29 protein-coding genes and 1 pseudogene are annotated in these 26235 nt (G+C 42.7%); 25 read left to right on the forward strand and 5 right to left on the reverse strand.

Annotated features, from left to right (window positions below; translation table 11 throughout):
- Positions 1 to 364: transposase (locus BM213_RS06715; RefSeq protein WP_208601877.1), on the forward strand; the 364-nt coding region annotated here is incomplete at its 5' end.
- 306 nt (positions 365 to 670) lie between these two features.
- Here the strand turns inward: BM213_RS06715 and BM213_RS06720 are convergent.
- Entirely contained in the window at positions 671 to 1204 is a 534-nt protein-coding gene (locus tag BM213_RS06720) for a hypothetical protein (protein WP_091702269.1), read from the reverse strand.
- Positions 1201 to 1740, reverse strand: a complete 540-nt coding sequence (locus BM213_RS06725) for a hypothetical protein (protein ID WP_091702272.1) — start codon at positions 1738 to 1740, stop codon at positions 1201 to 1203. Before BM213_RS06725 ends, BM213_RS06720 begins: the two co-directional genes overlap by 4 nt.
- Positions 1741 to 2123: 383 nt before the next feature.
- Between BM213_RS06725 and BM213_RS06730 the strand changes: the two genes are divergently transcribed.
- The 8 genes from BM213_RS06730 (at position 2124) to BM213_RS06765 (ending at position 7071) form a co-directional block, all read left to right on the forward strand.
- Complete coding sequence (locus BM213_RS06730) at positions 2124 to 2384, forward strand: hypothetical protein (RefSeq protein ID WP_091702274.1); 261 nt, start codon at positions 2124 to 2126, stop codon at positions 2382 to 2384.
- Positions 2381 to 2560 (forward strand): hypothetical protein, encoded by a 180-nt coding sequence (locus tag BM213_RS06735; RefSeq protein ID WP_091702277.1) that lies wholly within the window; start codon positions 2381 to 2383, stop codon positions 2558 to 2560. The genes BM213_RS06730 and BM213_RS06735 overlap by 4 nt, the downstream gene beginning before the upstream one ends.
- A 98-nt stretch (positions 2561 to 2658) precedes the next feature.
- Positions 2659 to 3693 (forward strand): type II toxin-antitoxin system antitoxin DNA ADP-ribosyl glycohydrolase DarG, encoded by a 1035-nt coding sequence (darG, locus tag BM213_RS06740; protein WP_091702280.1) that lies wholly within the window; start codon positions 2659 to 2661, stop codon positions 3691 to 3693.
- Positions 3694 to 3962: 269 nt separating this feature from the next.
- A complete protein-coding gene (gene flaG, locus BM213_RS06745; protein ID WP_091702282.1) occupies positions 3963 to 4334 on the forward strand; it encodes a flagellar protein FlaG in 372 nt (123 codons plus the stop codon).
- 13 nt (positions 4335 to 4347) lie between these two features.
- On the forward strand, positions 4348 to 5910 hold the full coding sequence (locus BM213_RS06750) for a flagellar hook-associated protein 2 (RefSeq protein ID WP_091702285.1): 1563 nt from the start codon (positions 4348 to 4350) through the stop codon (positions 5908 to 5910).
- A gap of 20 nt (positions 5911 to 5930) precedes the next feature.
- Positions 5931 to 6323, forward strand: a complete 393-nt coding sequence (gene fliS, locus BM213_RS06755; protein WP_091702288.1) for a flagellar export chaperone FliS — start codon at positions 5931 to 5933, stop codon at positions 6321 to 6323.
- Positions 6323 to 6673, forward strand: coding sequence for a flagellar protein FliT (gene fliT / locus BM213_RS06760; protein ID WP_004892626.1), 351 nt, complete (start codon positions 6323 to 6325; stop codon positions 6671 to 6673). The genes fliS and fliT overlap by 1 nt, the downstream gene beginning before the upstream one ends.
- An 8-nt stretch (positions 6674 to 6681) precedes the next feature.
- On the forward strand, positions 6682 to 7071 hold the full coding sequence (locus tag BM213_RS06765) for a DUF8042 domain-containing protein (RefSeq protein ID WP_091702290.1): 390 nt from the start codon (positions 6682 to 6684) through the stop codon (positions 7069 to 7071).
- Between the two features lie 34 nt (positions 7072 to 7105).
- On the opposite strand, the gene BM213_RS06770 is transcribed toward BM213_RS06765, so the two are convergent.
- Together BM213_RS06770 and BM213_RS06775 are read right to left on the reverse strand one after the other, a co-directional pair.
- Positions 7106 to 7339, reverse strand: coding sequence for a hypothetical protein (locus tag BM213_RS06770; RefSeq protein ID WP_244149207.1), 234 nt, complete (start codon positions 7337 to 7339; stop codon positions 7106 to 7108).
- Positions 7306 to 7524 carry a hypothetical protein gene (locus BM213_RS06775; protein ID WP_091702293.1) on the reverse strand — a complete coding sequence of 73 codons (219 nt, stop codon included), beginning with the start codon at positions 7522 to 7524 and terminating at the stop codon, positions 7306 to 7308. The genes BM213_RS06770 and BM213_RS06775 overlap by 34 nt, the downstream gene beginning before the upstream one ends.
- A gap of 173 nt (positions 7525 to 7697) precedes the next feature.
- Between BM213_RS06775 and hpf the strand changes: the two genes are divergently transcribed.
- The 12 genes and pseudogenes from hpf to BM213_RS06835 all read left to right on the forward strand — a co-directional run bounded on the left by hpf (position 7698) and on the right by BM213_RS06835 (position 19136).
- Positions 7698 to 8246, forward strand: a complete 549-nt coding sequence (hpf, locus tag BM213_RS06780) for a ribosome hibernation-promoting factor, HPF/YfiA family (protein WP_091702295.1) — start codon at positions 7698 to 7700, stop codon at positions 8244 to 8246.
- 63 nt (positions 8247 to 8309) lie between these two features.
- A complete protein-coding gene (locus BM213_RS06785) occupies positions 8310 to 8828 on the forward strand; it encodes a hypothetical protein (protein ID WP_091702369.1) in 519 nt (172 codons plus the stop codon).
- A gap of 115 nt (positions 8829 to 8943) precedes the next feature.
- Positions 8944 to 11448, forward strand: coding sequence for a preprotein translocase subunit SecA (secA, locus tag BM213_RS06790; protein WP_091702298.1), 2505 nt, complete (start codon positions 8944 to 8946; stop codon positions 11446 to 11448).
- A 40-nt stretch (positions 11449 to 11488) separates the two neighbouring features.
- Positions 11489 to 12596, forward strand: a protein-coding gene (prfB, locus tag BM213_RS06795; protein WP_128682681.1) for a peptide chain release factor 2 whose coding sequence is annotated in 2 segments (ribosomal slippage) — positions 11489 to 11560 and positions 11562 to 12596 — 1107 coding nt in all. Because the reading frame shifts where the segments join, the coding sequence is not laid out codon by codon here.
- 119 nt (positions 12597 to 12715) lie between these two features.
- Positions 12716 to 12943: a hypothetical protein gene (locus tag BM213_RS06800; protein WP_208601878.1), complete on the forward strand. Its 228-nt coding sequence runs from the start codon at positions 12716 to 12718 to the stop codon at positions 12941 to 12943.
- Positions 12912 to 13170 (forward strand): annotated as a pseudogene (locus tag BM213_RS06805) (type II toxin-antitoxin system RelE family toxin). The gene BM213_RS06800 and the pseudogene BM213_RS06805 overlap by 32 nt, the downstream one beginning before the upstream one ends.
- An 89-nt stretch (positions 13171 to 13259) precedes the next feature.
- Entirely contained in the window at positions 13260 to 14120 is an 861-nt protein-coding gene (locus BM213_RS06810; RefSeq protein ID WP_091702301.1) for a YitT family protein, read from the forward strand.
- Between the two features lie 59 nt (positions 14121 to 14179).
- Positions 14180 to 14503, forward strand: a complete 324-nt coding sequence (gene cccB, locus BM213_RS06815) for a cytochrome c551 (protein WP_091702304.1) — start codon at positions 14180 to 14182, stop codon at positions 14501 to 14503.
- Positions 14504 to 14663: 160 nt separating this feature from the next.
- Positions 14664 to 15350, forward strand: coding sequence for a cell division ATP-binding protein FtsE (ftsE, locus tag BM213_RS06820; protein WP_091702306.1), 687 nt, complete (start codon positions 14664 to 14666; stop codon positions 15348 to 15350).
- Positions 15340 to 16233, forward strand: coding sequence for a permease-like cell division protein FtsX (gene ftsX / locus BM213_RS06825; RefSeq protein ID WP_091702309.1), 894 nt, complete (start codon positions 15340 to 15342; stop codon positions 16231 to 16233). Before ftsE ends, ftsX begins: the two co-directional genes overlap by 11 nt.
- Before the next feature lie 19 nt (positions 16234 to 16252).
- Positions 16253 to 17518 (forward strand): murein hydrolase activator EnvC family protein, encoded by a 1266-nt coding sequence (locus BM213_RS06830; protein WP_091702311.1) that lies wholly within the window; start codon positions 16253 to 16255, stop codon positions 17516 to 17518.
- Between the two features lie 181 nt (positions 17519 to 17699).
- A complete protein-coding gene (locus BM213_RS06835; protein ID WP_091702314.1) occupies positions 17700 to 19136 on the forward strand; it encodes a S41 family peptidase in 1437 nt (478 codons plus the stop codon).
- A 122-nt stretch (positions 19137 to 19258) separates the two neighbouring features.
- On the opposite strand, the gene BM213_RS06840 is transcribed toward BM213_RS06835, so the two are convergent.
- Positions 19259 to 19687: a MerR family transcriptional regulator gene (locus BM213_RS06840; RefSeq protein WP_091702317.1), complete on the reverse strand. Its 429-nt coding sequence runs from the start codon at positions 19685 to 19687 to the stop codon at positions 19259 to 19261.
- Between the two features lie 178 nt (positions 19688 to 19865).
- Between BM213_RS06840 and BM213_RS06845 the strand changes: the two genes are divergently transcribed.
- The 4 genes from BM213_RS06845 (at position 19866) to uvrA (ending at position 26195) form a co-directional block, all read left to right on the forward strand.
- Positions 19866 to 21032 (forward strand): PDZ domain-containing protein, encoded by a 1167-nt coding sequence (locus tag BM213_RS06845; RefSeq protein ID WP_091702319.1) that lies wholly within the window; start codon positions 19866 to 19868, stop codon positions 21030 to 21032.
- A gap of 1 nt (position 21033) precedes the next feature.
- Positions 21034 to 21258: a CsbA family protein gene (locus tag BM213_RS06850; protein WP_004892581.1), complete on the forward strand. Its 225-nt coding sequence runs from the start codon at positions 21034 to 21036 to the stop codon at positions 21256 to 21258.
- A 107-nt stretch (positions 21259 to 21365) separates the two neighbouring features.
- Positions 21366 to 23339 (forward strand): excinuclease ABC subunit UvrB, encoded by a 1974-nt coding sequence (gene uvrB / locus BM213_RS06855; RefSeq protein ID WP_003397331.1) that lies wholly within the window; start codon positions 21366 to 21368, stop codon positions 23337 to 23339.
- Positions 23340 to 23342: 3 nt separating this feature from the next.
- On the forward strand, positions 23343 to 26195 hold the full coding sequence (gene uvrA / locus BM213_RS06860; RefSeq protein ID WP_091702322.1) for an excinuclease ABC subunit UvrA: 2853 nt from the start codon (positions 23343 to 23345) through the stop codon (positions 26193 to 26195).
- The last annotated feature ends 40 nt before the right edge of the window (positions 26196 to 26235 follow it).

The raw sequence follows: 26235 nt of genomic DNA on the forward strand, positions 1-26235 counted from the left end.
TGATGTGCTCGCATTGTATCATGATCATGCGACATGCGAACAGTTTCATAGCGAACTGAAAAGCGACTTAGATTTAGAGCGACTTCCATCTGGGAAGATGAAAACGAATGCGCTCGTGTTAGTCATGGGAGCATTCGTGTACAACCTTCTTCGTCTGATTGGACAAGATCTATTAAGCGATCCGAGACATCCATTACATCATAAAGTGAAACGCCGCCGCATCAAGACGATCATTCAGACGGTGATCACGATGGCAGGGCGACTCGTCCGCCGATCACGACAGATCTGGATGAAACTGACGCGAAGGAGTGGCTATAGCGAGCCCCTACTGAACGTCTATCAGAAATGGAGAGAGGCAAGATAACGAACGAATGTTCGAGCGCTGATGTCCAACGTCACTCCCTGGGCTTTTTTGTCTATTTTTTGGTTCGTATACCTAAAAAAGAGATTTGTTCCATTTTCGGAAATAGAGATGACATAGGTCATAAGCATAAAAAGGGTTTTATGGATTATCAATCCATAAAAATTACAACAAAATCAAAGTCGATTTCAATTCATCACGGATTCAGGGTCTATGTTTTTATGGATATTATTGGTTAATCAACACACGTGTTTTAAACGCATCTTTCTAACTTTCTCTAGTTGGAGGCTGAATAGTTGCTGTCTCTCTTTATATTTGCAAATAATCGACTAAGTTTTTACATATCGTGTATACTGTTAACAGGTCATATTTCTTCCCCAGCTTTGGTGTCCAATACCGCCCATGAGCCAACCAATGGCGCAATTGCAGTGCGCCTTTATAATCGCTAATATATTTTTTCGCCTGTGGATATTGCTCTTTCCAGCTTTCGAGAATATCTTCATCGAGAGAAGCGCGTTCTGCTTTGTCTTTGTAAATACATCGGAATATTCTGCTAAGGTTATCTTTTTTACGATTATATACTCTTGTTAGATAGTCTATTCTCAGTTTTGCTTCCACAGCGGCCAATAAGTCTAAACACGTTAGATTTTCCAGCTCCTTAATTTTATCTTTAAAATATTGATCCAATTTCTCCGGTGTAAAACCGATGAATTCTTCGGGTATTTCTAGCCCTTTTTTGATATTTTCTTTGTATTTTAAAAGTGCGCTTTTACATAGATTATAAAAATTCACAATATCTTCAAGGCTTTTATTCTCCCCCGAAAATGTGATGCGTCTCTTCACTCGGCAATAACTCCTAACAAGGCATCAGAAAAGGAATCTTTGTTCAAGTCAATAAATTTTATGTTTGGGGGAGGAGTCGCAATTTTCCAAGCATATTCGGGATTTTTCGTTTCACGAATTTTTTCTAAACCTTTTGACAGTCCATCGCCAAAATGAACCATAATTTTTGGTGATTCTGCTTCTTTATCCACTAATAAAAACATAATATTTCCATTTTTACCAATCATGTCTATTCTTCCCATGGCGCCTATAATATTTTTTCCAATTGGCTCTATTACTACTTGTTGATCAGGAAAGTTTACATATAATTTCCTTGTCGTATATTCGCCAAGGTATTCTTCATATTTCTTAACTTCTTCCCATTCAAAAGATAACAGTCCCTTTTCCTGAAGTGGTGTAAGGAACGATTGAATTTGCTTATAAAATGTTGTAATTTCCATTAGCCATTGCTGTTTTTTCTGTTCCCAGTCAATTTTATTTTTTTCGGTTTGTTCCTTTTTCTTTGTTAAAAATTCCTCTAAATTCTCCATTCCCATTTACAATCTCTCCTTTATACAATATTTGTATTCTTATTATATCTTATTTGGCGGCTAACGGGTAGATGCGTTAGAAATGATGGTGAAACAACCGATATATGAAAAATTTCTGTGGCAATCATTAACTTATTCCCCTGTTATGTACTTAAGATGGTAGGAGGGGTACGAAAATTTACTGATTACTTGTGGATACTGTTTAAAATTTTTGTTCAATATCGAACAGAACCCTAATCGGGAAAGAAAAAAGGCAGGGAGTTTTTAGAGTAGTTTGTTTTTAACTGGGCATTGACGTTAAGTTTACTCATACTGCCTGTCATCTGTTGCTTTATATATGTAAAGGCGATTAGTGATAAAATGGAATAAAAAGAGATGGAGGGAAACAAATGAAATGGTCAGAGTTACGTAAGCAATGTCCGAATCAATTTGTTTTGGTGGAGGCTATTTCGGCTTATTCGCAAAATGGCAAACGGATCATTGAGGAAATGGAAGTGATCGATCAGTATCATAGTGCGTCCGATGCATGGAATGGTTATAAGCAACAGCACAAAACTTTTCCGGAGAAAGAATTATATATTTTTCATACAAGTAAAGAAGAAATAGAGGTAGAAGAACAATATTTTATAGGAATTCGGGGGAGAGTATGAATATAAGAATAGAAAATGGATTGCCTATTGTTTCCGTTGAAATAAAGCGTGGTGAAAAAGCTGTTCTTTTAACGGATGTGTTATTGGACACAGGGTGCGCTACGACCATTTTTGATACGGATGCACTCGCACAAATTGGTATCGAATTAGATGGTACCGTCAAGAATTTTGTGTAATGTAAGATAGCAAAAAGTTGAAGAGATTATGTACCAATGTCATTGCCATAAACCAATAGCTGTCAGGCCGCATTGGTACTACTGAAGGAGGTGGCGAAATGATCATCCTAAAACAAGGCAATCTCTTGGAAGATGAAGCAGAAGCTTTGGTGAATACGGTCAATTGTGTCGGAGTGATGGGGAAAGGAATTGCACTGCAATTTAAGCAAGCTTATCCAGAAATGTTTTCGGAGTATGAAAAGGCTTGCCGCCGCAAGGAAGTGCAGCCAGGCAAAATGCATGTCGTTTCCACTAAATCATTATTGAACCCAAAATATATTATTAATTTTCCCACAAAGCGCCATTGGAAAAATAAATCCCGGATGGAAGATATAGAATTAGGGTTAGTGGATTTAGTAAAGGTGGTTAAGGAACTTAATATAAAATCAATTGCGATTCCACCGCTTGGGTGTGGAAATGGCGGATTAAAATGGGCTGAAGTACGTCCTAAAATTGAAGCGGCTTTTAAGCATTTAAAAGAGGTGGAAGTACATTTATACGAGCCTGCAGGAAGCCCTAAACCCGATCAAATAAAGATACGTACGGAAAAACCGAAAATGACAAGATCTAGAGCATTATTTCTTATGCTAATGAATGATTACTCCATTCCAGGTTATCGGCTATCTTTGCTTGAAGTGCAAAAGCTAGCGTATTTTCTCCAAGCAGTAGGGGAACCCCTTAAACTAAGATTTGAAAAAAGCAAATATGGTCCATATGCAGACAATTTAAATCATGTATTATTGCGCTTAGATGGCCATTTTATTCGTGGTTTTGGCGATCGCAGCAGAGATACAGAAATTTACTTAATACCAGATGCAGTCCAAAAAGCGGAGCAGTATTTGATGGACGATTCCGAAGCCTATAAGCACTTAAAAAGAGTAAGGGATATTATTCAAGGGTTTGAAACTCCATATGGGCTAGAATTGCTTTCAACTGTACATTGGGTTGTTAAGGAAAATCCAGATATAAAAGATGATATTCAGTCAATCGTTGAAGAAATTCACAATTGGAACGAACGGAAACGGAAGATATTTAAAGAGAAGCATATTACAAAAGCTTGGCAACATTTGAAAGAAGTAGGGATGCTTAATTAACAAAAATGCTTGTATTACGTTTCATTCAAATTTGAAAATGGGGCTTTTGGTGACAGTATAAACTTTAATTACCTGTAATATTGTTAATTAACTGCATGCTCAACAACAAGGCATTAGCTTGGCTAGTGCCTCTTTTTATGTCGATTAATAGGATTAATTTTTTATTTCGCTGTTTCACTCTCGTTTGTTTATGTACGAAATGACTTCATATTTTTCTTTTCTAACCGATATAAACAGTAGAAACGTATATGTCAAAGGGGCGAACGGTGATGATTGAACGTATTTCTTCTTCTCTTTCTTCCACATATATGTATGAAAAAACGACAGAGCGTCCAGCAGAGCAGCAAAAACAAGAGCAAACCACTGTACAGCAAATGAACGCAAAACAAGAAGAAGAGCGTACTTCAAAAGAAATTTCAAAAGAAAAACTTGAAGAAATCGTCAAAGGAATGAATGAATTTTTACAGCCGAGCCATACGTCGCTAAAATTTGCGGTACATGAAGATTTAAAAGAGTATTATATTCAACTAATCGATGATCGAACGAAGGAAGTTGTGCGCGAAATTCCGCCGAAAAAATTGCTAGATATGTACGCGGCGATGATGAAGTTTGTCGGGTTAATCGTTGACCGAAAAATTTAGGAGGTGGTAAGTTATGAGCATGATGCGAATTGGTGGATTGGCAAGCGGAATGGATATCGATCAAATTGTGCGGGATTTAATGAAAGTCGAGCGTGCGCCAATTGATAAATTAAAACAAAAAAAGCAATTGCTTGAATGGCAGCGCGATGCATATCGCGATATGAACCGGTTGTTGAATGATTTAGACCGCATGATTTTTGATGTCGTTATGCGCCAAAGTACGTTTTTACAGAAAAAAGTGACGAGCTCAAACGAAAATATCGTCACTGCTACAAGCACGCCGAGCGCGTCAAATCAAACAGTTGAGATTAGCAACATTACGCAACTTGCAACCGCAGCAAGATGGACATCGGGAGCAATTGAAAAAACAGGGGGTGGAGCAGTAGACGTAAATGCTTCACTTGCCAGTCAGTTTGGTGAAAGTAACGTACCGAACTCCTTAGAGTTTCAAGTGACAAAACCGGGAAGTACGACGCCAGAAACCGTCAGCATTTCAATCGATCCGAATACAGATACGTTAAATACGCTTATTAATAAATTAAACAGCAACGCGACGTTAGGCGTTCGTGCGTTTTACGATGATTTTACACAGAAAATGGTTATTACTAAAAATCAAACGGGTAGCGGATCTTCTATTGAAGTTACAAGCGGTGCAGAACTTTTCACTAAATTAGGATTTAACCTAGATATACAGGTTGATTCAAGTGATCCATCAAATAAAATCACAAAAACGTTTTTACAACAAGATCCAGGAACAGGACAAAACGCCAAATTTACAATTAACGGTCTTACGACAGAGCGTCCGTCGAACACGTTTACGATTAACGGTATGACGTATACGTTGAAAAACACGCATACCGGGACGGTAACGATTTCATCAACAACAAATACGGATGCGATTTTTAACTCGATTAAATCGTTCGTTGATAAATATAATGAAACGATTGATGAGATCAATAAAAAGTTAAAAGAAACTCGTTATCGTGATTATCAGCCGTTGACGGATGAGCAGCGTGAGCAGTTGACGGAAAAGCAGGCGGAGAAGTGGGAAGAGAAAGCGAGAAGCGGCATTTTGCGCGGCGACTCGATTTTGTCAAACGCCCTTTCTAACATGCGCCAAGCGTTGTATCGAAAAGTCGAAGCCGCGTCAGAAGGGTTTCAACAGCTTGCCCAAATCGGCATCACGACGACAGCAAACTATTTAGAAGGCGGAAAGCTCATTATTGACGAAGCCAAGTTAAAACAAAAAATTGAAGAAAATCCAGAAGCGGTGTATCGTCTCTTTAGCAACAATGGCGAAGGAGCGAACAAAGGCATCGTTTTGCAACTGCGCGATGAAATAAAAAAGACGATCAAAAGCATTGAGGATAAAGCAGGAAATACGTTCAAAGTTGCGAATCAATATGTCATTGGAAAAAGCATTCGCGATCTTGATACGCGCATTAGTGCGGCGGAAGATCGATTAAAACGAGTAGAAGACCGTTACTGGAAGCAGTTTTCCGCGATGGAAAAAGCGGTGCAACGGGCAAACTGGCAAAGCATGTATCTTATGAACGCTTTTGGCGGCTGGGTATAATCATTTAGGAGGTTGAACAGATGAACCCATATCAGTCCTATCAAACAAACGCGGTGCAAACAGCGTCGCCGGGAGAGTTAACGCTTATGCTTTACAACGGTTGTTTGAAATTTATTGCACAAGCGAAAAAGGCGATTGAAGAGAAAAATATTGAAGCGCGCAATACGAACTTGTTGAAAGCGCAAAAAATTATTCAAGAGCTGATGGTGACGCTCAATATGGAATATGAGGTCGCGAAGTCGATGATGACGATGTACGACTATATGTATCGTCGACTTGTAGAAGCAAACATTAAAAGCGACATCACGATTTTAGAGGAAGTAGAAGGGTACGTGAAAGAATTTCGCGATACGTGGAAGCAAGTCATTCAAATCAATCGTCAACGTCAATATGCGCAAGGTGGACAAGCGTGATGAGCGTTGTTTTTACGCTGTTGGAAGCGACGAGGCAGCTTGCGAATGTGTTGCGAGAGCCTGTATCGAAGGAGAAACGCGATGAGGTGATCGCGCGGATTGAGCAGTTGCTTGAGGAGAGGGAGCGGTTGCTTGCGAAGCTCCCTTCTTCTTTGACAGCGGAAGAGCGGAAGATGGGGCAAGAAATATTAGCATTGAATGCCGAGATTGATGAAAAGTTACAGCAATTGAAGCAGCAAATTCAGTTCGACTTAAAGCAAACGAAAAAAACGAAAACGGTTGTCAAACATTATAACCATCCATATGAACCACTGTCTATTGATGGCATGTTTTATGATAAGAAAAGGTAGGTATGAAAATGGTGAAATTATCGCATGAACAATTAGCAGTTATCCAACAGTACGTGGCGCTTTTAGAGACGATTGAAGAAGGATTTGCGTATGTATGTGAAAGTTTTACGAACTATGAGCGAACGCAAGGAGATGTTGTGCTTGCGGATATTTTTATGGCGTTCGGTCAAATTGATGAGACGAATCGGAGTTCGCTCGCACGTTTTTTTGCGGATGATCGCGCGGTGTTAGAGGAAATTGCTCGTTTTTCTGCGGTAGCCGATGAGGCGTGGAAATTAGACGGAAAGCTACATGATCCAAATGCGAAGCAACAAATTGTCGAGAAGCATGTAGCACCAGCATTTGAAGCGTGGAAAGTAAGTGTGATGCAACATCTTCGTCCGTATGTGGAGCAATAATAAAAAGGTGCGAGCGAATCGCACCTTCTATCGTTTAAAACGCCTCTGTAATTGTAATGTTTACTTCTTTTCGTAAGTCAATTTCAAACGGTGATTTCAGCATTTCACCGTTTGGATTTTGTAAAATGCGAATGACCGGACGAAGCGGATATTCAGGGAAAATTTTTGAGACGACACCGCGATATCCTGTGTTTAATACGATGTTTGTGCCGACCGGATAAATAGCAACATACTTTAAAAACGTTTTAATGAGTTCATAATCAAACAACGTGTTGCCTGTTGCGCATAAATATTCAGCTGCTTCATGTGGCGAATGCCGTTTTCGCGCAGTCCACGAATGTATGAGTCGGTGAGTTTTACCCCTTTCGCAAGCAAAACAGCTCCGTTTGGTCCATAAATGTCGACAGCGAGCACATCGCCGCTTTTTGCTTCAAACATGTGCACTTTTCGCATGCGATAACACCTCAGTGAAAAAATAGGAACGCTTTTCATCATCTATAAATTATAGCATAATTATCCATTGTTTTGTTCATCATTTTTTCACAAAAAATGTGACGATTGAGAAGGAGTTTTGTAGGGAATTGTAGAAATAAGTAAACAACCTTTCATAAAAGGAGGAACAGCGTATGAAGTACAACATTCGCGGAGAAAACATCGAGGTTACACAAGCGATTCGAGAGTATGTCGAGAAAAAAATCGGGAAATTAGAACGCTATTTTGAATCAATGGAAGGAGTAACGGTTCACGTTAATTTAAAAGTATATAACGATAAACAGGCGAAAATTGAAGTAACGATCCCAATGCCACAAATTGTATTGCGTGCCGAAGAGCGCCATAACGATATGTATGCGGCAATCGATTTGGTCGTTGATAAACTTGAACGCCAAATTCGTAAACATAAAACAAAAGTAAATCGAAAAATGCGCGAAAAAGAAGCAAATGGTGTGACTCTCACAATAACACCTCCCGTGGCAACAGAAGAGCATGAGGAAGAAGAATTTGAAATTGTGCGTACGAAACGTTTTAGCTTAAAGCCGATGGATAGCGAAGAAGCGATCTTACAAATGAATATGCTTGGCCATAACTTTTACGTCTTTATTAACGCAGAAACGAACCGTACAAACGTTGTGTACAAACGGAAAGACGGCAAATACGGCTTAATTGAAGCGAACTAATCCTATCACTCTCTGTCGAATGAAGACAGGGGGTGGTATAATGTGAAAGGAGGTGAAAAAAGGATGGAAGCGATTTTACGTGAAATTTTAGGAAAGTTGACGAATATCGAAAGTAACTTTCTACAGTTTCAACAAGAAGTGCGTGACCAATTTGCTCGAATTGACGAACGATTCGCACAGATAGATAGACGATTCGCACAAATGGAAGCGCGATTTGCCCAGATTGACGAACGGTTCGCGCAAATTGATGAACGGTTCGCACAAATGGAAGCGCGATTTGCTAACATGGAAGCTCGTTTAACCGCACTTGAACAAGAGATGAAAGAGGTAAACACGCGCATTAGTCGTCTCGAAGAAGAAATGTGTGATGTCAAAAAACGTCTGGAACATGTCGAGATGCAACTAAGCGACGTAAAAGAAACAGTGCATCGTTTAGAAATTCAACTAGCTAACGATGTACAAACATTACTGCGACATATTTATAAAAAAATTGATGAAAAAGGCTATGAAATTTATGCTCTCAACAAACGACTTCACCATGTCGAAGCAACGATCGAACAACTTCAATCACCTCAACGATAACATCTCCCCAGCGTCCCCTACGCTGGCTTTTTCTTTTCTTCCGTATGAGTTGTCACCTTTTCCTGTAAATGATATCATGTAGATTAGTGATTCTATAATTAAGGAGCGTTTTCATATGCTTGGAATGTTGAAAAAAGTGTTTGATCCAAATAAACGGCAAATTGCGCGATTAGAAAAAATCGCAAATGAAATTGATGCGCTCGGTCCACAAATGGCGCAGCTTTCTGATGAACAATTGCGCCAAAAAACAGACGAATTTAAAGCTCGACTTGAAAAAGGAGAGACGGTTGATGATTTGCTTGTCGAAGCGTTTGCGGTCGTTCGTGAAGCTGCAAAACGCGTACTCGGCATGTATCCGTATAAAGTGCAATTGATGGGGGGCATCGCCCTTCATGAAGGCAACATTGCTGAAATGAAAACAGGGGAAGGAAAAACGTTAACGGCGACGATGCCGGTATATTTAAACGCGCTAACTGGAAAAGGCGTTCATGTCGTAACGGTCAACGAATATTTAGCGAGCCGTGATGCGACTGAAATGGGAAAGTTATATCAGTTTTTAGGTTTATCTGTCGGCCTCAATTTAAGCAATATGTCGCGTGAAGAAAAACAAGCGGCTTACCATGCCGATATTACATACGGAACGAACAACGAGTTTGGGTTCGACTATTTGCGCGATAACATGGTGCTATATAAAGAACATATGGTTCAACGTCCGCTTCACTATGCGATCATTGACGAAGTTGACTCCATTTTAATTGACGAAGCCCGTACACCGCTCATTATTTCAGGTACGGCTCAAAAATCAACAAAATTGTACATTCAAGCGAACGCATTTGCGCGCACGTTAAAACGAGACGTCGACTATACGTACGATGAAAAAACGAAAAGCGTCCAGCTGACGGAAGAAGGAATGAACAAAGCAGAGCGGGCGTTTGGGATCGATAACTTATTCGATCTAAAACATGTGACGTTAAACCATCATATTAACCAAGCGTTGCGCGCCCATGTTGTGATGCAGCGCGACGTCGATTACGTTGTCGAAGATGGAAAAATCGTTATCGTCGATCCGTTTACCGGTCGTTTAATGCGCGGACGCCGCTATAGCGATGGACTTCATCAAGCGATCGAAGCGAAAGAAGGGCTTGAGATTCAAAACGAATCGATGACGCTTGCGACGATTACGTTCCAAAACTATTTCCGCATGTACGAAAAGCTGGCGGGGATGACGGGAACAGCAAAAACAGAAGAAGAAGAGTTTCGTAACATTTACAATATGCAAGTCATCGTTATTCCGACAAATAAACCAGTCATTCGCGATGACCGTCCAGATTTAATTTATCGCACGATGGAAGGAAAGTTTCGTGCGGTTGTTGAGGATATCGCAGAACGTCATGCGAAAGGGCAACCTGTCCTCGTCGGTACGGTGTCGATTGAAACGTCTGAATTGTTGTCAAGCATGTTAACGAAGCGCGGCATTCGCCATAACGTTTTAAACGCGAAAAACCATGCGAAAGAAGCGGAAATTATTGCACAAGCCGGCCAAAAAGGAGCCGTAACGATTGCGACAAATATGGCAGGACGAGGAACGGACATTAAACTTGGTGAAGGCGTACGGGAACTTGGCGGTTTAGCTGTCATCGGTACGGAACGCCATGAAAGCCGCCGCATCGATAACCAGCTGCGCGGACGCTCCGGTCGTCAAGGCGACCCTGGTGTATCGCAATTTTATTTGTCGCTTGAAGATGAGCTGATGCGCCGCTTCGGTTCAGAAAATATGATGGCGATGATGGATCGCTTAGGGATGGACGATTCACAGCCAATTCAAAGCAAAATTGTATCTAGAGCGGTCGAATCGGCGCAAAAACGCGTCGAGGGGAACAACTTTGATGCACGTAAACAACTATTGCAGTACGATGATGTATTGCGCGAACAACGCGAAATTATTTATCGCCAACGTTTCCAAGTGCTTGACTCAGAAAACTTGCGCGACATTGTTGAAAAAATGATTCAATCGGTCATTGAGCGCGTTGTACGCATGCATACACCAGATGAAGAAATGCCAGAAGAATGGAACGTGCAAGCGATCGTTGATTATGTGCAAGCGAACCTCCTTCCAGAAGGAGATGTGACTGTCAACGACTTGCGCGGCAAAGATCCAGAAGAAATGATTGAATTCATTTGGAATAAAGTACGTGCACGTTACGATGAAAAAGAAAGCCGCATTCCAGCGGAGCAAATGCGTGAGTTTGAACGCGTCATCGTGTTGCGTGCGGTCGATATGAAATGGATGGAACATATCGATGCGATGGAACAGTTGCGTCAAGGCATCCATTTACGTGCGTACGGTCAAATTGATCCGTTGCGCGAATATCAAATGGAAGGATATGCGATGTTTGAAGCGATGATTGCTTCTATTGAAGAAGAAGTTGCGCGCTATATTATGAAAGCTGAAATCGAAAGCAACCTAGAGCGACAAGAAGTTGCTAAAGGGGAGGCTGTCCACCCGAAAGAAGGCGAAGAAGTAAAACGCAAGCCGGTGAAAAAAGCGGTGGAAGTCGGCCGAAATGATCCGTGCCCATGCGGAAGCGGAAAAAAATATAAACATTGTTGTGGACGATAATCGTCGTTTGCGTACAATAATGATTGAGGTGAAAGACATGATTGATTTAGTAGAAATTAAGCAAGAGCTTGAAAAAATGGCTAAGCGATTAGCGGACATTAGGGGGTCTCTTTGACCTCGAAACGAAAGAGGCGCGCATTGAGCAACTAGAAGCGCAAATGGCTGCCCCTGATTTCTGGGACGATCAAAAAGCAGCCCAAGTGGTCATTAGTGAAGCCAATGCGTTGAAAGATTTAGTTGGTGAATTTCGCTCGCTTGAAGAGCGATTTGAAAATTTAGAGGTGACATACGAGCTTGTGAAAGAAGAGCCAGATGAAGAATTACAAAAAGAGCTCGTGGCTGAGGCGAAAAAATTATCGAAAGACTTTAGTGAATTTGAACTGCAGTTACTATTAAATGAACCGTACGATAAAAATAATGCTATTTTAGAACTTCATCCCGGCGCAGGAGGAACGGAGTCACAAGACTGGGCATCGATGTTGTTGCGCATGTATACGCGCTGGGCGGAGAAAAAAGGATACAAAGTGGAAACGCTCGATTATTTGCCAGGTGAGGAAGCAGGTATTAAAAGCGTCACGTTGTTAATTAAAGGGCATAATGCATACGGATATTTAAAAGCGGAAAAAGGTGTTCATCGCCTCGTACGCATTTCGCCGTTTGACGCTTCCGGCCGCCGCCATACGTCGTTCGTTTCGTGCGAAGTCGTCCCTGAATTTGATGACAACATTGAAATTGACGTTCGTCCAGATGAAATCAAAGTGGATACGTATCGCTCAAGCGGTGCCGGCGGTCAGCACGTCAATACGACGGATTCAGCTGTACGCATTACACATATTCCAACTGGCATTGTTGTGACGTGTCAATCGGAACGTTCACAAATTAAAAACCGCGAAAAAGCGATGAATATGTTAAAAGCGAAATTGTATCAAAAGAAATTAGAAGAACAACAAGCGGAACTTGCGGAGATTCGCGGGGAACAAAAAGAAATCGGCTGGGGAAGCCAAATTCGCTCATACGTCTTCCATCCATACTCGCTTGTGAAAGATCATCGAACAAATACGGAAGTCGGAAACGTTCAAGCGGTGATGGACGGAGAAATTGATGTGTTTATCGATGCGTATTTACGCTCTAAATTAAAACAAGGGTAAGGTGTCCGGCATGGGCACCTTTTGTTGTATATTATTGACGCCTAAAAAAAAGAGCGTGATAATCTGGACATAACGAAAGGAGGGAATAACATGGCAGTAGACAAAAAGTGCTTCATGAGATGATTGAACAGTTAAGCGAATCCGATCAAAAATCAGCCTACGAATTTTTATCGCATTTACTGCAAAGAGTAAAAAAAGATCATAAATGGTGGGATGAAATGGAAGAAGTAAGTGAAGAAGAAGTGTTGTTAACAGGAGAAGAAAAACGCCAGTTACAAGGAGATGAAGGATATGTGACTGGTGGTGATGCAAAACATGAATTTGGCTTACAAGTTGATTTACCGTAAGGAAGCAGTAAAACTTCTTGTAAGCAAGAGAAAGAAGTACAAGAACGGATAGCTATAGCGTTAAAAGGATTGCTTTACAGTCCTCCTCAAGGAGACATTAAAAAATGAGGGGACAACAAGGTTTGTACCGTTTACGTGTTGGCACATACCGCATTCTTTTCCGCATTGATCACCACGAGCAAATAATTTACATCGAGGCGATTGGAAATCGTGGAGACCTATATTAACTTCATTATATTAAATCATTATTGCGTTAATTCGATGTCATTTACTTCCTATATCGGGCATGCTATACTCACGAGGGAAGGTGAGAAGCATGCGAAAAAGAAGCAACATAACAAATCCATTCGTTGAAAAAGTGCTCGAATACGTATACATTCTTGTTGGCTCGGCCGTTGTGGCCGTTGCGTTTAATTTATTTTTACTCCCGAACCGTGTTGCGTCAGGCGGTGTGAGCGGCATTAGTACTATTTTACATGCGACGCTTGGCTGGCAGCCAGCATACGTGCAATGGTCTCTTAACATTCCGCTATTTATCGCAGGCGTGTTGTTGCTTGGAAAACAGTTCGGCATTAAAACGTTAGTTGGCACTGCTTTTTTGCCGTTTGTCGTATATTTGACGCGTGATGTCGCACCGGCAACAAACGACGCTCTACTTGGGGCGTTATTTGGCGGAATTGGTGTCGGCATAGGATTAGGGATTGTATTTCGTGGCCGGGCATCAACGGGAGGAACGGATTTAGCTGCTCAAATTATTCACAAATATATGGGTTTATCGTTAGGGACATGCGTCATTTTAATTGATGGCTTAATTGTGTTAACGGCGGCGTTCGTATTTGATTTAGAACGGGCGTTATATGCGTTAATCGCATTATTTGTCACAAGTAAGACGATTGATTTCGTTCAAGTTGGATTTGGTAACTCGAAAATGGCGATGATCGTCACAAACAAAGAAGAAGAAGTGCGTGAAGCGATTTTGCATAAAATTGACCGCGGTGTGACAAAACTACATGCATACGGCGGATATACAGAAAAAGAGCGGCCTGTTCTTATGTGTGTCGTAGCACAAAGTGAGTTCACAAAATTGAAACAATTGGTGAAAGCCATTGATCCGTCTGCGTTTGTCGTCGTTATGGACGCAGCGGAAGTGCTTGGAGAAGGATTTAAACGTGTCTAACATAAAAATGATGCGATATAATAGAAATGTATGAAAATGTTTACAAGGGGGACGCATATATGAAGAAGAAGCTATTCGGTTTGTTCGCTAGTACGGCGATTGTGTTAGCGGCCTGTGGTGGCGGAAATACTGCAACAGAAAAGCCAGCGACTGGTGGAGAGGCGGTTTCAGCTGCTGAATCTTTGTATAAAAAATCATGTGCAAGCTGTCACGGCCAAAACTTAGAAGGTGGCGTTGGCCCGGCATTAGATAAGACTGGCGGTAAATTTTCTCAAGATGAAATTAAGGATATTATCGTCAACGGTCGTGGAGGCATGCCAGGCGGCTTACTTCGCGGTGAAGATGCTGATAAAGTAGCGGAATGGTTAGCTGCGAAAAAGTAAGAGGATGCGATTTTGTGCATCCTCTTTTTATTTGTAACAGTCTTGAAATATAACTGTAAATAAAATTCGCCCCCTTTTTGCGACAAATGATGATATAATGGACGAGGTAAGAATTTTGCAGGAATATGTAGAAAAACATCGAATACTTAGGTGGTTGCTTATGATTGAAATGCAAGATGTATATAAAACGTATCCGAACGGAGTGATCGCATTAAACGGCATTTCCGTTCGCATTAAGCAAGGTGAATTTGTATATGTCGTCGGTCCAAGCGGTGCTGGGAAATCGACGTTTATTAAAATGATGTATCGCGAAGAGAAGCCGACAAGCGGCAAAATTATGATTAATGGCGTGAACTTAGCGAATATAAAAAATAGCAAAGTCCCTTTGCTTCGCCGAAACATCGGCATCGTATTCCAAGATTTTAAATTGCTTCCGAAGTTAACGGTATATGAAAATGTAGCGTTTGCTTTGGAAGTTATTGAGGAATCGCCGAAAAACATTCGTAAGCGTGTGATGGAAGTGCTCGATTTAGTACGGCTCAAACATAAAGCGCGCTTTTATCCTGATGAATTGTCTGGAGGAGAGCAACAGCGGGTGTCGATCGCTCGTTCAATCGTCAACAACCCAGCAATTGTTATTGCTGATGAACCGACGGGAAATTTAGATCCAGATACATCTTGGGAAATTATGGACATCTTCGAGCGAATTAACGATCGTGGGACGACCATTGTGATGGCGACGCATAACCGCGAAATCGTCAACACGATTCGCAGGCGTGTCATTGCGATTGAGCGCGGCAAAATTGTGCGCGATGAAGTGAAGGGGGAATACGGTTATGAGGCTTAACACCCTTCGCCGCCATTTTCGTGAAAGTTTTAAAAGTCTCGGACGAAACGGTTGGATGACGTTTGCGTCCATTAGTGCTGTCACTGTAACGCTGTTGCTTGTCGGCGTGTTTCTCGTCATTATGCTCAATATTCAACATATAACGAAGCAAATTGAGCGCGATGTTGAAATTCGCGTGCATGTCGATTTGAGCGCGACAGATGCGGATAAAGATGCGCTGCGGGCGAAACTCGAAGCTTTTGCCGGTGTAGAAAAAGTGACGTACTCATCAAAAGATGAGGAGCTTCAAAAATTAATTGACAGCTTTGGGGAAGATGGACAGTCGTTTCGTTTGTTTGAGCAAGACAATCCGTTAAGCGATGTATTTATTGTGAAAGCGGAAAATCCACTTGATACAGAAAAAATCGCAAAACAAATTGAAACTTTGCCTTCTGTCAGCAAAGTCAAATACGGAAAAGGACAAATTGAAAAGCTATTTGCGGCAACGACGACGATTCGCAACGTCGGATTGGCGCTCATTGTCGGATTATTATTTACGGCGATGTTTCTCATCTCAAATACGATTAAAATTACAATTTTTGCCCGTCGTCGTGAAATTGAGATTATGAGATTAGTAGGGGCGACTAACGGATTTATTCGCTGGCCGTTTTTCCTTGAAGGGCTATGGCTCGGTGTATTAGGTTCGATTGTGCCAATTGCCATCGTCCTGTCCGCCTATTCGTACACATTTGATTTATTGTACCCAAGATTAAAAGATACATTTTTTCAACTTCTCCCATTTTATCCGTTTGCATGGCAAGTGGCGACTGTGCTCGTTTTATTAGGGGCATGCATTGGCATGTGGGGAAGCTTGATGTCTGTCAGACGATTTTTGAAAGTATAGAAAGAGAGAGGGGTTTACGGTGCGAAAAAGTTGGGGAATGATTGTTGTCGCTGTGATGTTGCTTGTTTCAAGCGTAGCTGCGCCTGCGCATGCGGTGACGAAGCGCGATATTCAACAGAAAAAAGAAGAAATAAAAAATGTACAACAAAAGCAGTCAACGATTGAAAATAAAATTGAACAGTCGCAACAAGAAATTGAACGGCTAAAAACGGAACAGCAAAGGGTCGATGCGGAAATTAAAAAGCTCGATTTAGCTGTCGAAGAGACGAGTGCTAACATTCGTGCGAAACAACAAAACATCGAAGAAACGAAACGGCAAATTATCGCGCTTCGCAAAGAAATCGAGGAAGTAACAGCCCGCATTGAGCAACGCAATGAGTTGTTGAAAGAGCGGGCGCGTTCGCTGCAAGAAAGCGGAGGAGTTGTTAGCTATTTAGACGTGTTGCTTGGGGCGAAAAGTTTTAGCGATTTTATTGATCGAATGAGCGCTGTTGCGACCATTTTTGAGGCAGACCGTCAAATTATTAGAGAGCAAGAAGCAGATAAAGCGCTAAAGGAAGCGAAAGAGGAAGAACTAAACGATAACTTAGTTCGCCTGCAAGAGCAGCTAAATGAGCTACAAAAGTTAAAACAAACGTTAAGTGAACAAATTGCAGCAAAAGAAAAACTAATGGCGCAGTTGAAAGAGCAGCAAAAGCACGAAGAGGAAAAGCAACTAGCTTTAGAGGAAGAAAAAGAGCTGCTTGAGAAGCAAGAAGCAGCTATGAAAAACCAATTACAAGAAATGATTCGTCGTCAAAAAGAACAGGAAGAAGCGCGGAAACGAGCATTATCAAGCCGCGGATCGTCATCAGAGAGCGGTGGCAGTTTGCCTCCTGTGTCGAACGGTGCGTTTATGCGCCCAGCGAACGGTCCAATTACATCAACATTTGGACCGCGGTGGGGTGAATTTCACTATGGAATTGACATTGGAAAACGAGGGGCTAGTGTGCCTGTTGTTGCGGCAGCTGACGGTTATGTTTACCGCTCATACTATTCCCCGAGTTACGGAAACGTCATTTTTATCATGCATTATATTGATGGACAAGTGTACACGACAGTATATGCCCATCTTGAGTCCCGCCTTGTTGGTGAAGGACAAAACGTAAGCAAAGGACAAATGATCGGCTATATGGGCAATACAGGTCGCTCATTTGGTCCACACTTACATTTTGAGTTGCATCGCGGACCTTGGAATGCATCAAAGTCTAACGCAGTCGACCCATTAAAATATATTCCGTTTTAACGACAAGCACAGCGAATGAGCTGTGCTTTTTACGTATTGGTTGAGAAAGTTGTACGTTCGGTGTAAAATAAATACATCTTCAAATAGTTATGAACGGTACAAGCTATTCATATAATGAAAACAAATGGGCATCGCACACGGTGTGATGCCTTTCATGTATCGAAGGGTGAGGAGGCAAAACATGAACAAAAAAACAATCGCAGCACTTATGGCTTTATCAATGCTGTTCGGCTCAGGTGTGACGTATGTCGGAATGCAGTCACTCTCTTCTCCTACGTCAACGATTACAATCGATATACCAAGGGCAACGGAGAAGTCGTCGAATGAGGAACTGAAAAAAATCGAACAAGCATACAGCATGATTAAACAAAAATACGTTCAAAACATTGACGACCAACAGCTTATTGATGGCGCCATTCAAGGAATGATTGCGACGTTAAAAGATCCGTACTCTGTTTATATGGATAAAGAAACGGTAGAGCGATTTAACGAGTCGCTTGATTCTTCTTTTGAAGGAATCGGAGCGGAAGTGAGCATGGTTGACGGCAAAGTAACGATTGTCGCTCCATTTAAAGGATCGCCTGCGGAAAAAGCTGGGCTCCGTCCGAATGACCAAATTATTAAAGTGAATGGGGAAAGTTTAGAGGGGCTTGATTTGTATGAAGCCGTCTTAAAAATTCGCGGCAAAAAAGGGACGGTTGCTCGCTTGGAAATTATTCGCCCTGGTGTAAACGGTGTATTGACAATTGATGTCGTTCGTGACGAAATTCCGATCGAAACGGTATATGCGTCCATAAAGGAAGTGAACGGCAAACGAATCGGCTATATTGAAATTACGTCGTTTGCGGAAAAAACAGCAGAAGATTTTAAAAAGAAGTTATCCGAGTTTGAGAAAAAAGGAATCGCAGGTCTCATTATCGACGTGCGCGGCAATCCGGGAGGGTACTTACAAAGCGTGGAGGAGATTTTAAAAGATCTTGTTCCGAAAGATAAACCGTACGTGCAAATTGAAGAACGTGATGGCGATAAACAACGCTTCTTCTCCAATATAACGAAGAAAAAAGATTATCCAATTGTTGTGCTTATTGACAACGGGAGCGCCTCGGCATCAGAAATTTTAGCCGCAGCGTTAAAAGAAGCGGGTGGCTATCCGCTTGTCGGTGAAAAAACGTTTGGAAAAGGAACGGTTCAACAAGCGTTGCCGATGGATGACGGCAGCCATATTAAATTAACGTTATATAAATGGCTCACACCAAACGGAAATTGGATTCATCAGAAGGGCATTGAACCAGATGTGAAAGTGAAGCAGCCAGACTTTTTCTACGCTCATCCGTTGCAAATTGACAAGCCGCTTGCGTACGACATGAACAATGAACAAATTAAAAGTGCACAACAAATGTTAAGCGGGCTCGGCTTTAATCCGGGGCGTGAAGACGGCTATTTCAGCAAACAAACTGAACAAGCTGTGCAAGCATTCCAACAAGCCAATAGCTTGCCGGTCACAGGAAAAATTGATAAGCAAACGGCCAATGTGTTGCAAACAAAAGTGATGGAAGCTGTTCGCGACGAGCGATACGACGAGCAATTGAAACAAGCGTTGCAAATGATTGCAAAATAAACATCGCCCCCTGTCTCTTCTGAGGCAGGGGGCGCGTTTTAACTGTGGGGATCGCCTACTAAATAACCGAAAAAACTTTCGGTGTTCGCAAGCCTCCGCTATGGCTTTAGCCTAGCGGTAGTTCAAATGAACAGACTAATAATCCCACGGCGCTTTTGTTTTGTCGGCTTTTCAACGGGAAGTTCCGCTTTTTGTTGCTGTTCCAGTTCGGCGATGCGCCGCTCAAGCTGTTGAATATGTTGAAGCATTTCTTCCATTTCTCGCCGATGTTGCAATAGTTGAAACGAGACGACGTCATCTGCTTTTTGTTCCACTTTTCGTTCGAGTTCATTGAGACGTTGTTCTACCTCTTCCCAATCGACATGTTCCTTCTCTTCTTCCTCTATGCCGAGAAACTTATATTTTTCTAGTTGTTCGACCGCTTCGTTTGTAAACATATAATGTCCTGCCTCGTTTTTTTTGCATGGAATGTTATACTTTTTTACCCACCGTTGCACCGTTTTTGTTGATACGCCGAGCCGTTTAGCTACTGTGCTCGTTTTTAGCTCCATCGTTCCACGCTCCTCCTCATCTTATATGAGAAAACAGTTAGACACTTCGTTTCAAATTCCTTTTACCTTGACAAAACTAGTGCTTATTCGGCAAAGAAAGTGAATTTTCGTCAACCATAAATGCTTGAAATTTGTTACAATACAAAATAGATGATCGGAAAAAACGGAGATGATGGAAATGGAATTATGGGGACTAGAATGGTTGAAAGCATTCGGAACGTTTTGGCTGCAACCGTTGTTATATTATGTAATCATATTTGCATTTTTTATTGGATGGCGTCGCGTGCAACGCGAGCGGCGCGATTTTCATACGCGCGTCTATCGTTCTTCTCGTGAGCTGCGTGCGATCGTTCGCTCACGCAGTTGGTTTGCCATTGTTTTTTCAATTGTCACTGTTGGCGTTGGACTTGTCATTCCGAACGATACGCTCGTTTTTTGGACGATTGTGACAATCGTATGCAGCTTTATGATGCAGCTCCGGCTTTTATCGGCTGCATATATCGGGAGCATCGTCATATTTACTGTTAGTTTTTTTGCGCAAATGGAGTGGGCGAAGCCATTTTTTGATCGTTTTTTCCCGCATATGACGGAAACAAATGTGACTGCCGTCGCGCTTTTAATCGGGTTGCTTTTGTTTATCGAAATGTGGCTCGTTTACCGCGAAGGAGCAGAGCTTAGCTCGCCGCGGCTTGTAACGAGCAAGCGGGGACTTGTCATCGGTGAACAAATGATGCAACGTCTTTGGCTCGTACCTTTTATTATTCCTGTGCCAGGAGAGGGAGTGACGCCGTTTGCAGCGTGGTGGCCGATGATTTCAGGCGGTGATGCGTATTCATTTGTTCTCGTGCCGTTTTTACTTGGCTTTTCCCACCGCGTGCAAACAAACATGCCTACTCATATGGCGAAATGGATCGCAAAGCGCATCGGTTGGCTCGCTACGGTTGTTAGTTTGCTAGCGATTGCTAGCTACTGGTGGGAGCCGCTAGCGATCGTTGTTGCAGTTGTCGCTATTTTATGGAGGGAATGGATTGCTTTATCAGCGAAATTGTATGAACAAAAGCGGCCTCCGTATTTTACAAAACGAGCGAATGGGCTTGTCATTTTAGGCGTGTTGCCGGATACGCCAGCACATAAAATGGCGCTTTCGGTCGGAGAAGTAATTGTGAAGGTAAACGGTATACCGGTCGTGACGGAAGATGAATTTTACGCAGCATTGCAACATAATCGTGCATTTTGTAAGCTAGAAGTATTAAACGAGAGCGGAGAAGTTCGCTTTGCGCAATCGGCTTTATTTGAAGGCGAACATCACGAACTTGGACTGTTATTCGTAAGAGATGAGGGATAGTATGTGGTTTTTGTTAGCGTTAATTGTACCGGCGTTGCTAGTTATTTTATTTACGCGGGTGACGTATAACCATTATGTCGGAACGTTGCTTACTGTCGCGTTGCTCGTAGCATCGTATGTGAAAGGATATACGGATCAATTGTATGAAATTGTTGCTGATATAGCGTCGCTCATCGTCGGATTTTTATATGCTAAACGCATGGTAGAAAAGCAAAAACAGTCGTAAACCTGTCCATATGGGCAGGTTTTTTCATAGAATATTTGTTCGTATTTTTCGCTTTTCGATTCGTGAATATGGTACAATGAAAATAGAAATGAAGTGGAGGGACGATTGTGGACACATTTCAATTAGTATCTGCTTATGAGCCGCGCGGCGATCAGCCGAAAGCGATTGCCGAACTCGTTGCAGGCATTCAACAAGGAAAAAAACATCAAACGTTGCTCGGAGCAACAGGAACAGGAAAAACGTTTACGATTTCAAATGTCATTCAACAAGTGAATAAACCGACGTTAGTCATTGCGCATAATAAAACGTTAGCAGGACAGTTGTATAGCGAGTTTAAACAGTTTTTCCCGCATAACGCGGTCGAATATTTTGTGAGCTATTATGATTATTATCAGCCAGAAGCGTACGTGCCGCAAACGGATACGTACATTGAAAAAGATGCGAGCATTAACGATGAGATTGATAAATTGCGCCATTCCGCAACGTCTGCGTTATTTGAACGGCGCGATGTCATTATTATTGCAAGCGTGTCGTGCATTTACGGTTTAGGTTCTCCGGAAGAATATCGCGAACTAGTCGTCTCCCTTCGCGTCGGCATGGAAATCGAGCGCGATTATTTATTGCGGCGGCTTGTTGATATTCAATACGAGCGAAACGATATTGATTTTCGGCGCGGAACGTTTCGTGTGCGCGGAGATGTTGTTGAAATTTTTCCAGCTTCACGCGATGAGCATTGCATTCGCATTGAGTTTTTTGGCGATGAAATTGAACGCATTCGCGAAGTCGACGCGTTGACGGGGCATGTGATGGCGGAACGGGAGCATGTGGCGATTTTCCCGGCATCGCACTTCGTTACGCGCGAAGAAAAAATGAATATAGCGATCGAAAACATTGAAAAAGAATTAGAAGAGCGGCTTCGCGAGCTGCGTGAACAAGGAAAATTGTTGGAAGCGCAACGACTCGAACAGCGGACGCGCTACGACATTGAAATGATGAAAGAGATGGGTTTTTGTTCGGGCATCGAAAACTATTCGCGTCATTTGACGTTGCGTCCGCCTGGTTCGACCCCTTATACGTTGTTAGATTATTTTCCTGACGACTTTTTAATTGTGATTGACGAATCGCATGTGACGCTGCCGCAAATTCGCGGCATGTATAACGGGGATAAAGCGCGAAAAGAAGTGCTTGTCGAACACGGTTTTCGCTTGCCGTCGGCGCTCGATAACCGCCCGCTCACGTTTGCAGAATTTGAGCAAAAGGTGAATCAAATCATTTACGTATCAGCGACGCCCGGGCCGTATGAACTTGAACATTGTCCGCAAGTTGTCGAGCAAATTATTCGTCCGACAGGGTTGTTAGATCCGACGATTGATGTGCGACCGATCGCAGGGCAAATAGACGACTTAGTTGATGAAATTCAAAAGCGCATCGCTCGCAAAGAACGGACGCTTGTGACGACATTGACGAAAAAGATGGCGGAAGACTTAACCGATTATTTAAAAGATATTGGCATTCAAGTTGCTTACTTGCATTCCGAAATTAAAACGTTAGAGCGAATTGAAATTATTCGCGATTTACGATTAGGCAAATACGATGTGCTTGTCGGCATTAACTTATTGCGTGAGGGGCTTGATATTCCAGAAGTATCGCTCGTTGCTATTTTAGATGCCGATAAAGAAGGATTTTTACGTTCTGAGCGCTCACTCATCCAAACGATTGGACGGGCAGCGCGCAATGCGAACGGGCATGTCATTATGTATGCTGATACGATCACGAAATCAATGGAAATTGCGATCAATGAAACGAAGCGGCGCCGCGCCATTCAAGAAGCATATAATCGCGAGCATGGTATCGTGCCGAAAACGATTCAAAAAGACGTTCCAGATGTTATTCGCGCTACGTTTGCTGCGGAAGAAAAGGAAACGTACGAAACGAAAGATGTTCGTCATTTATCAAAAGAAGAGCGTCTTGCGCTCATTGCCCAACTTGAACAAGAAATGAAAGAGGCGGCGAAAGCTCTTCATTTCGAACGTGCAGCACAATTGCGCGATCTCATTTTAGAACTGAAAGCTGAGGTGTAGCGTATGGATCACATTATCGTCAAGGGAGCGCGTGCACACAATTTAAAAAATATTGATGTCGTCATTCCGCGCAATAAGCTCGTTGTGCTTACCGGCTTATCGGGCTCGGGAAAATCATCGCTTGCGTTTGACACCATTTACGCGGAAGGGCAACGGCGATATGTCGAATCGTTATCGGCATACGCTCGGCAATTTTTAGGGCAAATGGATAAGCCTGATGTCGATTCGATTGAAGGGCTGTCACCCGCCATTTCGATTGATCAAAAAACGACGAGCCGCAACCCGCGTTCAACGGTCGGAACGGTAACGGAAATTTACGATTATTTGCGCTTATTGTTTGCGCGTATCGGACGTCCGATTTGTCCGACGCATGGCATTGAAATTACATCGCAAACGATTGAGCAAATGGTTGATCGATTAATGCAGTATCCGGAGCGGACGAAAATGCAAATATTAGCTCCGATCGTTTCGGGAAGGAAAGGGACGCACGTCAAAACGTTAGAAGAAATAAAAAAGCAAGGATATGTACGCGCGCGCATCGACGGGGAATTGCGCGATGTATCTGAAGACATCTCCCTTGAAAAAAATAAAAAGCATTCAATTGAAGTCGTTGTTGACCGCATCATGATGAAAGAGGGCATTCAGTCGCGTCTTGCCGACTCGCTCGAGACGGCGTTAAAGCTCGCGGAAGGAAAAGTGCTCGTCGATGTCGTCGGACAAGAAGAGCTATTGTTTAGTGAACATCATGCTTGCCCGCATTGTGGTTTTTCTATCGGTGAATTAGAGCCGCGCATCTTCTCGTTTAATAGTCCGTACGGGGCATGTCCATCGTGTGACGGGCTCGGGTCGAAGCTTGAAGTCGATGTTGACTTAGTTATTCCAAATCAAGAGTTAACGCTTCGTGAACACACGCTCGCGCCGTGGGAGCCACAAAGCTCGCAATATTATCCGCAGCTGTTAGAAACGGTATGTCGTCATTACGGCATTGATATGGACGTGCCTGTGAAACAGTTGCCAAAACAACAGCTCGATCTTTTATTGTATGGATCGAACGGTGAGAAAATATATTTTCGCTATGAAAACGACTTCGGCCATGTGCGCGAAACGTATGTGGAGTTTGAAGGTGTCGTGCGCAACGTCGAACGCCGTTATCGCGAAACGACATCGGATTATGTGCGCGAACAAATGGAAAAATATATGACCGAACAACCGTGTCCGGCGTGTGATGGCAACCGTTTGAAAAAAGAAAGTTTGGCTGTTTTTATAGCCGGCAAGCATATTGGAGAAGTGACGGCGATGTCGGTCAATGAAGCGCTCACGTTTTTTGAAACGCTTCAATTGACGGAAAAAGAACAAAAAATCGCTCATTTAATTTTGCGTGAAATTGTTGAGCGTCTCGGCTTTTTAAAAAATGTCGGGCTCGATTATTTAACGTTAAACCGAGCGGCAGGGACGCTTTCAGGTGGAGAGGCGCAGCGCATCCGGCTCGCAACGCAAATCGGCTCGCGGCTAACAGGGGTGTTATACGTGTTAGATGAGCCGTCGATCGGATTGCATCAGCGCGATAACGACCGGCTTATTGCGACGTTACAAAGCATGCGTGATTTAGGGAATACGCTTATCGTTGTGGAACACGATGAAGATACGATGCTTGCGGCAGATTATTTAATTGACATCGGGCCGGGAGCAGGGGCGCACGGCGGACAAGTCGTCGCTGCAGGCACGCCTGAACAAGTGATGAACGCCCCGCAGTCGTTAACCGGTCAATATTTATCAGGAAAAAAATTTATCCCCCTTCCGCTCGAACGAAGAAAGCCAGACGGTCGTTGGCTGGAAGTCATTGGTGCACGAGAAAACAACTTAAAAAACGTCGATGTCCGCATTCCGCTCGGATTGTTCGTGGCGGTGACGGGCGTATCGGGTTCGGGAAAAAGTACGCTCATTAATGAAATTTTGCATAAAGCGTTAGCGCAAAAGTTGCATCATGCGAAAGTGAAACCAGGAGAACATACAGACATTTACGGTATTCATTATTTAGATAAAGTAATCGATATCGATCAATCACCAATCGGTCGCACGCCGCGCTCAAACCCTGCGACATATACGGGCGTGTTTGATGACATTCGCGATTTATTTGCAACGACGAACGAAGCAAAAATGCGCGGGTATCAAAAAGGGCGGTTTAGTTTCAATGTAAAAGGCGGTCGTTGTGAAGCGTGTCGTGGCGACGGGATTATAAAGATCGAAATGCATTTTTTACCTGATGTCTATGTACCGTGTGAAGTATGCCACGGCAAGCGATACAATCGCGAAACGCTAGAGGTAAAATATAAAGATAAAAATATCGCCGAAGTGCTTGATATGACAGTAGAAGAAGCGCTCGCGTTTTTTGAAAATATCCCGAAAATTAAACGGAAATTGCAAACGTTATACGATGTCGGCCTCGGTTATATGCAGCTCGGCCAACCGGCTACAACGCTTTCCGGGGGTGAAGCGCAGCGGGTGAAATTAGCGTCCGAATTGCATCGTCGTTCGACAGGAAGAACGTTATACATTTTAGATGAGCCGACAACAGGCTTGCATGTTGATGATATTGCCCGTTTATTACACGTGCTACAACGGCTTGTGGGACAAGGGGATACAGTGCTTGTTATCGAGCATAATTTAGATGTCATTAAAACAGCCGACTATATTATTGATCTTGGTCCAGAAGGCGGCGATGGCGGCGGACAAATCGTTGCCGCGGGGACGCCAGAGGAAGTCGCTCAAATCGAGCAATCATATACCGGACGATATTTACAACCAATTTTAGAGCGCGATCGTGAACGCATGCGCCAGCGTATACCGAGCGTATAACGCGCTCGGTTTTTGCAAGAAACTTTCCTTGTGATGAAAC

Source organism: Anoxybacillus pushchinoensis, assembly GCF_900111795.1.
Classification (GTDB): domain Bacteria; phylum Bacillota; class Bacilli; order Bacillales; family Anoxybacillaceae; genus Anoxybacillus; species Anoxybacillus pushchinoensis.

Bases quoted from the DNA above. Each gene is read 5' to 3' on its own strand.
- hpf (WP_091702295.1), top strand. From the start codon at position 7,698: ATGAAGTACAACATTCGCGGAGAAAACATCGAGGTTACACAAGCGATT.
- BM213_RS06850 (WP_004892581.1), top strand. From the start codon at position 21,034: ATGTGGTTTTTGTTAGCGTTAATTGTACCGGCGTTGCTAGTTATTTTA.
- BM213_RS06730 (WP_091702274.1), top strand. From the start codon at position 2,124: ATGAAATGGTCAGAGTTACGTAAGCAATGTCCGAATCAATTTGTTTTG.
- BM213_RS06810 (WP_091702301.1), top strand. From the start codon at position 13,260: ATGCGAAAAAGAAGCAACATAACAAATCCATTCGTTGAAAAAGTGCTC.
- fliS (WP_091702288.1), top strand. From the start codon at position 5,931: ATGAACCCATATCAGTCCTATCAAACAAACGCGGTGCAAACAGCGTCG.
- uvrA (WP_091702322.1), top strand. From the start codon at position 23,343: ATGGATCACATTATCGTCAAGGGAGCGCGTGCACACAATTTAAAAAAT.
- flaG (WP_091702282.1), top strand. From the start codon at position 3,963: ATGATTGAACGTATTTCTTCTTCTCTTTCTTCCACATATATGTATGAA.
- BM213_RS06845 (WP_091702319.1), top strand. From the start codon at position 19,866: ATGGAATTATGGGGACTAGAATGGTTGAAAGCATTCGGAACGTTTTGG.
- BM213_RS06840 (WP_091702317.1), bottom strand. From the start codon at position 19,687: ATGGAGCTAAAAACGAGCACAGTAGCTAAACGGCTCGGCGTATCAACA.
- BM213_RS06725 (WP_091702272.1), bottom strand. From the start codon at position 1,740: ATGGGAATGGAGAATTTAGAGGAATTTTTAACAAAGAAAAAGGAACAA.
- BM213_RS06750 (WP_091702285.1), top strand. From the start codon at position 4,348: ATGAGCATGATGCGAATTGGTGGATTGGCAAGCGGAATGGATATCGAT.
- ftsE (WP_091702306.1), top strand. From the start codon at position 14,664: ATGATTGAAATGCAAGATGTATATAAAACGTATCCGAACGGAGTGATC.
- cccB (WP_091702304.1), top strand. From the start codon at position 14,180: ATGAAGAAGAAGCTATTCGGTTTGTTCGCTAGTACGGCGATTGTGTTA.
- fliT (WP_004892626.1), top strand. From the start codon at position 6,323: ATGAGCGTTGTTTTTACGCTGTTGGAAGCGACGAGGCAGCTTGCGAAT.
- BM213_RS06800 (WP_208601878.1), top strand. From the start codon at position 12,716: ATGATTGAACAGTTAAGCGAATCCGATCAAAAATCAGCCTACGAATTT.
- secA (WP_091702298.1), top strand. From the start codon at position 8,944: ATGCTTGGAATGTTGAAAAAAGTGTTTGATCCAAATAAACGGCAAATT.
- BM213_RS06735 (WP_091702277.1), top strand. From the start codon at position 2,381: ATGAATATAAGAATAGAAAATGGATTGCCTATTGTTTCCGTTGAAATA.
- BM213_RS06775 (WP_091702293.1), bottom strand. From the start codon at position 7,524: ATGCGAAAAGTGCACATGTTTGAAGCAAAAAGCGGCGATGTGCTCGCT.
- BM213_RS06765 (WP_091702290.1), top strand. From the start codon at position 6,682: ATGGTGAAATTATCGCATGAACAATTAGCAGTTATCCAACAGTACGTG.
- BM213_RS06835 (WP_091702314.1), top strand. From the start codon at position 17,700: ATGAACAAAAAAACAATCGCAGCACTTATGGCTTTATCAATGCTGTTC.
- ftsX (WP_091702309.1), top strand. From the start codon at position 15,340: ATGAGGCTTAACACCCTTCGCCGCCATTTTCGTGAAAGTTTTAAAAGT.
- BM213_RS06785 (WP_091702369.1), top strand. From the start codon at position 8,310: ATGGAAGCGATTTTACGTGAAATTTTAGGAAAGTTGACGAATATCGAA.
- darG (WP_091702280.1), top strand. From the start codon at position 2,659: ATGATCATCCTAAAACAAGGCAATCTCTTGGAAGATGAAGCAGAAGCT.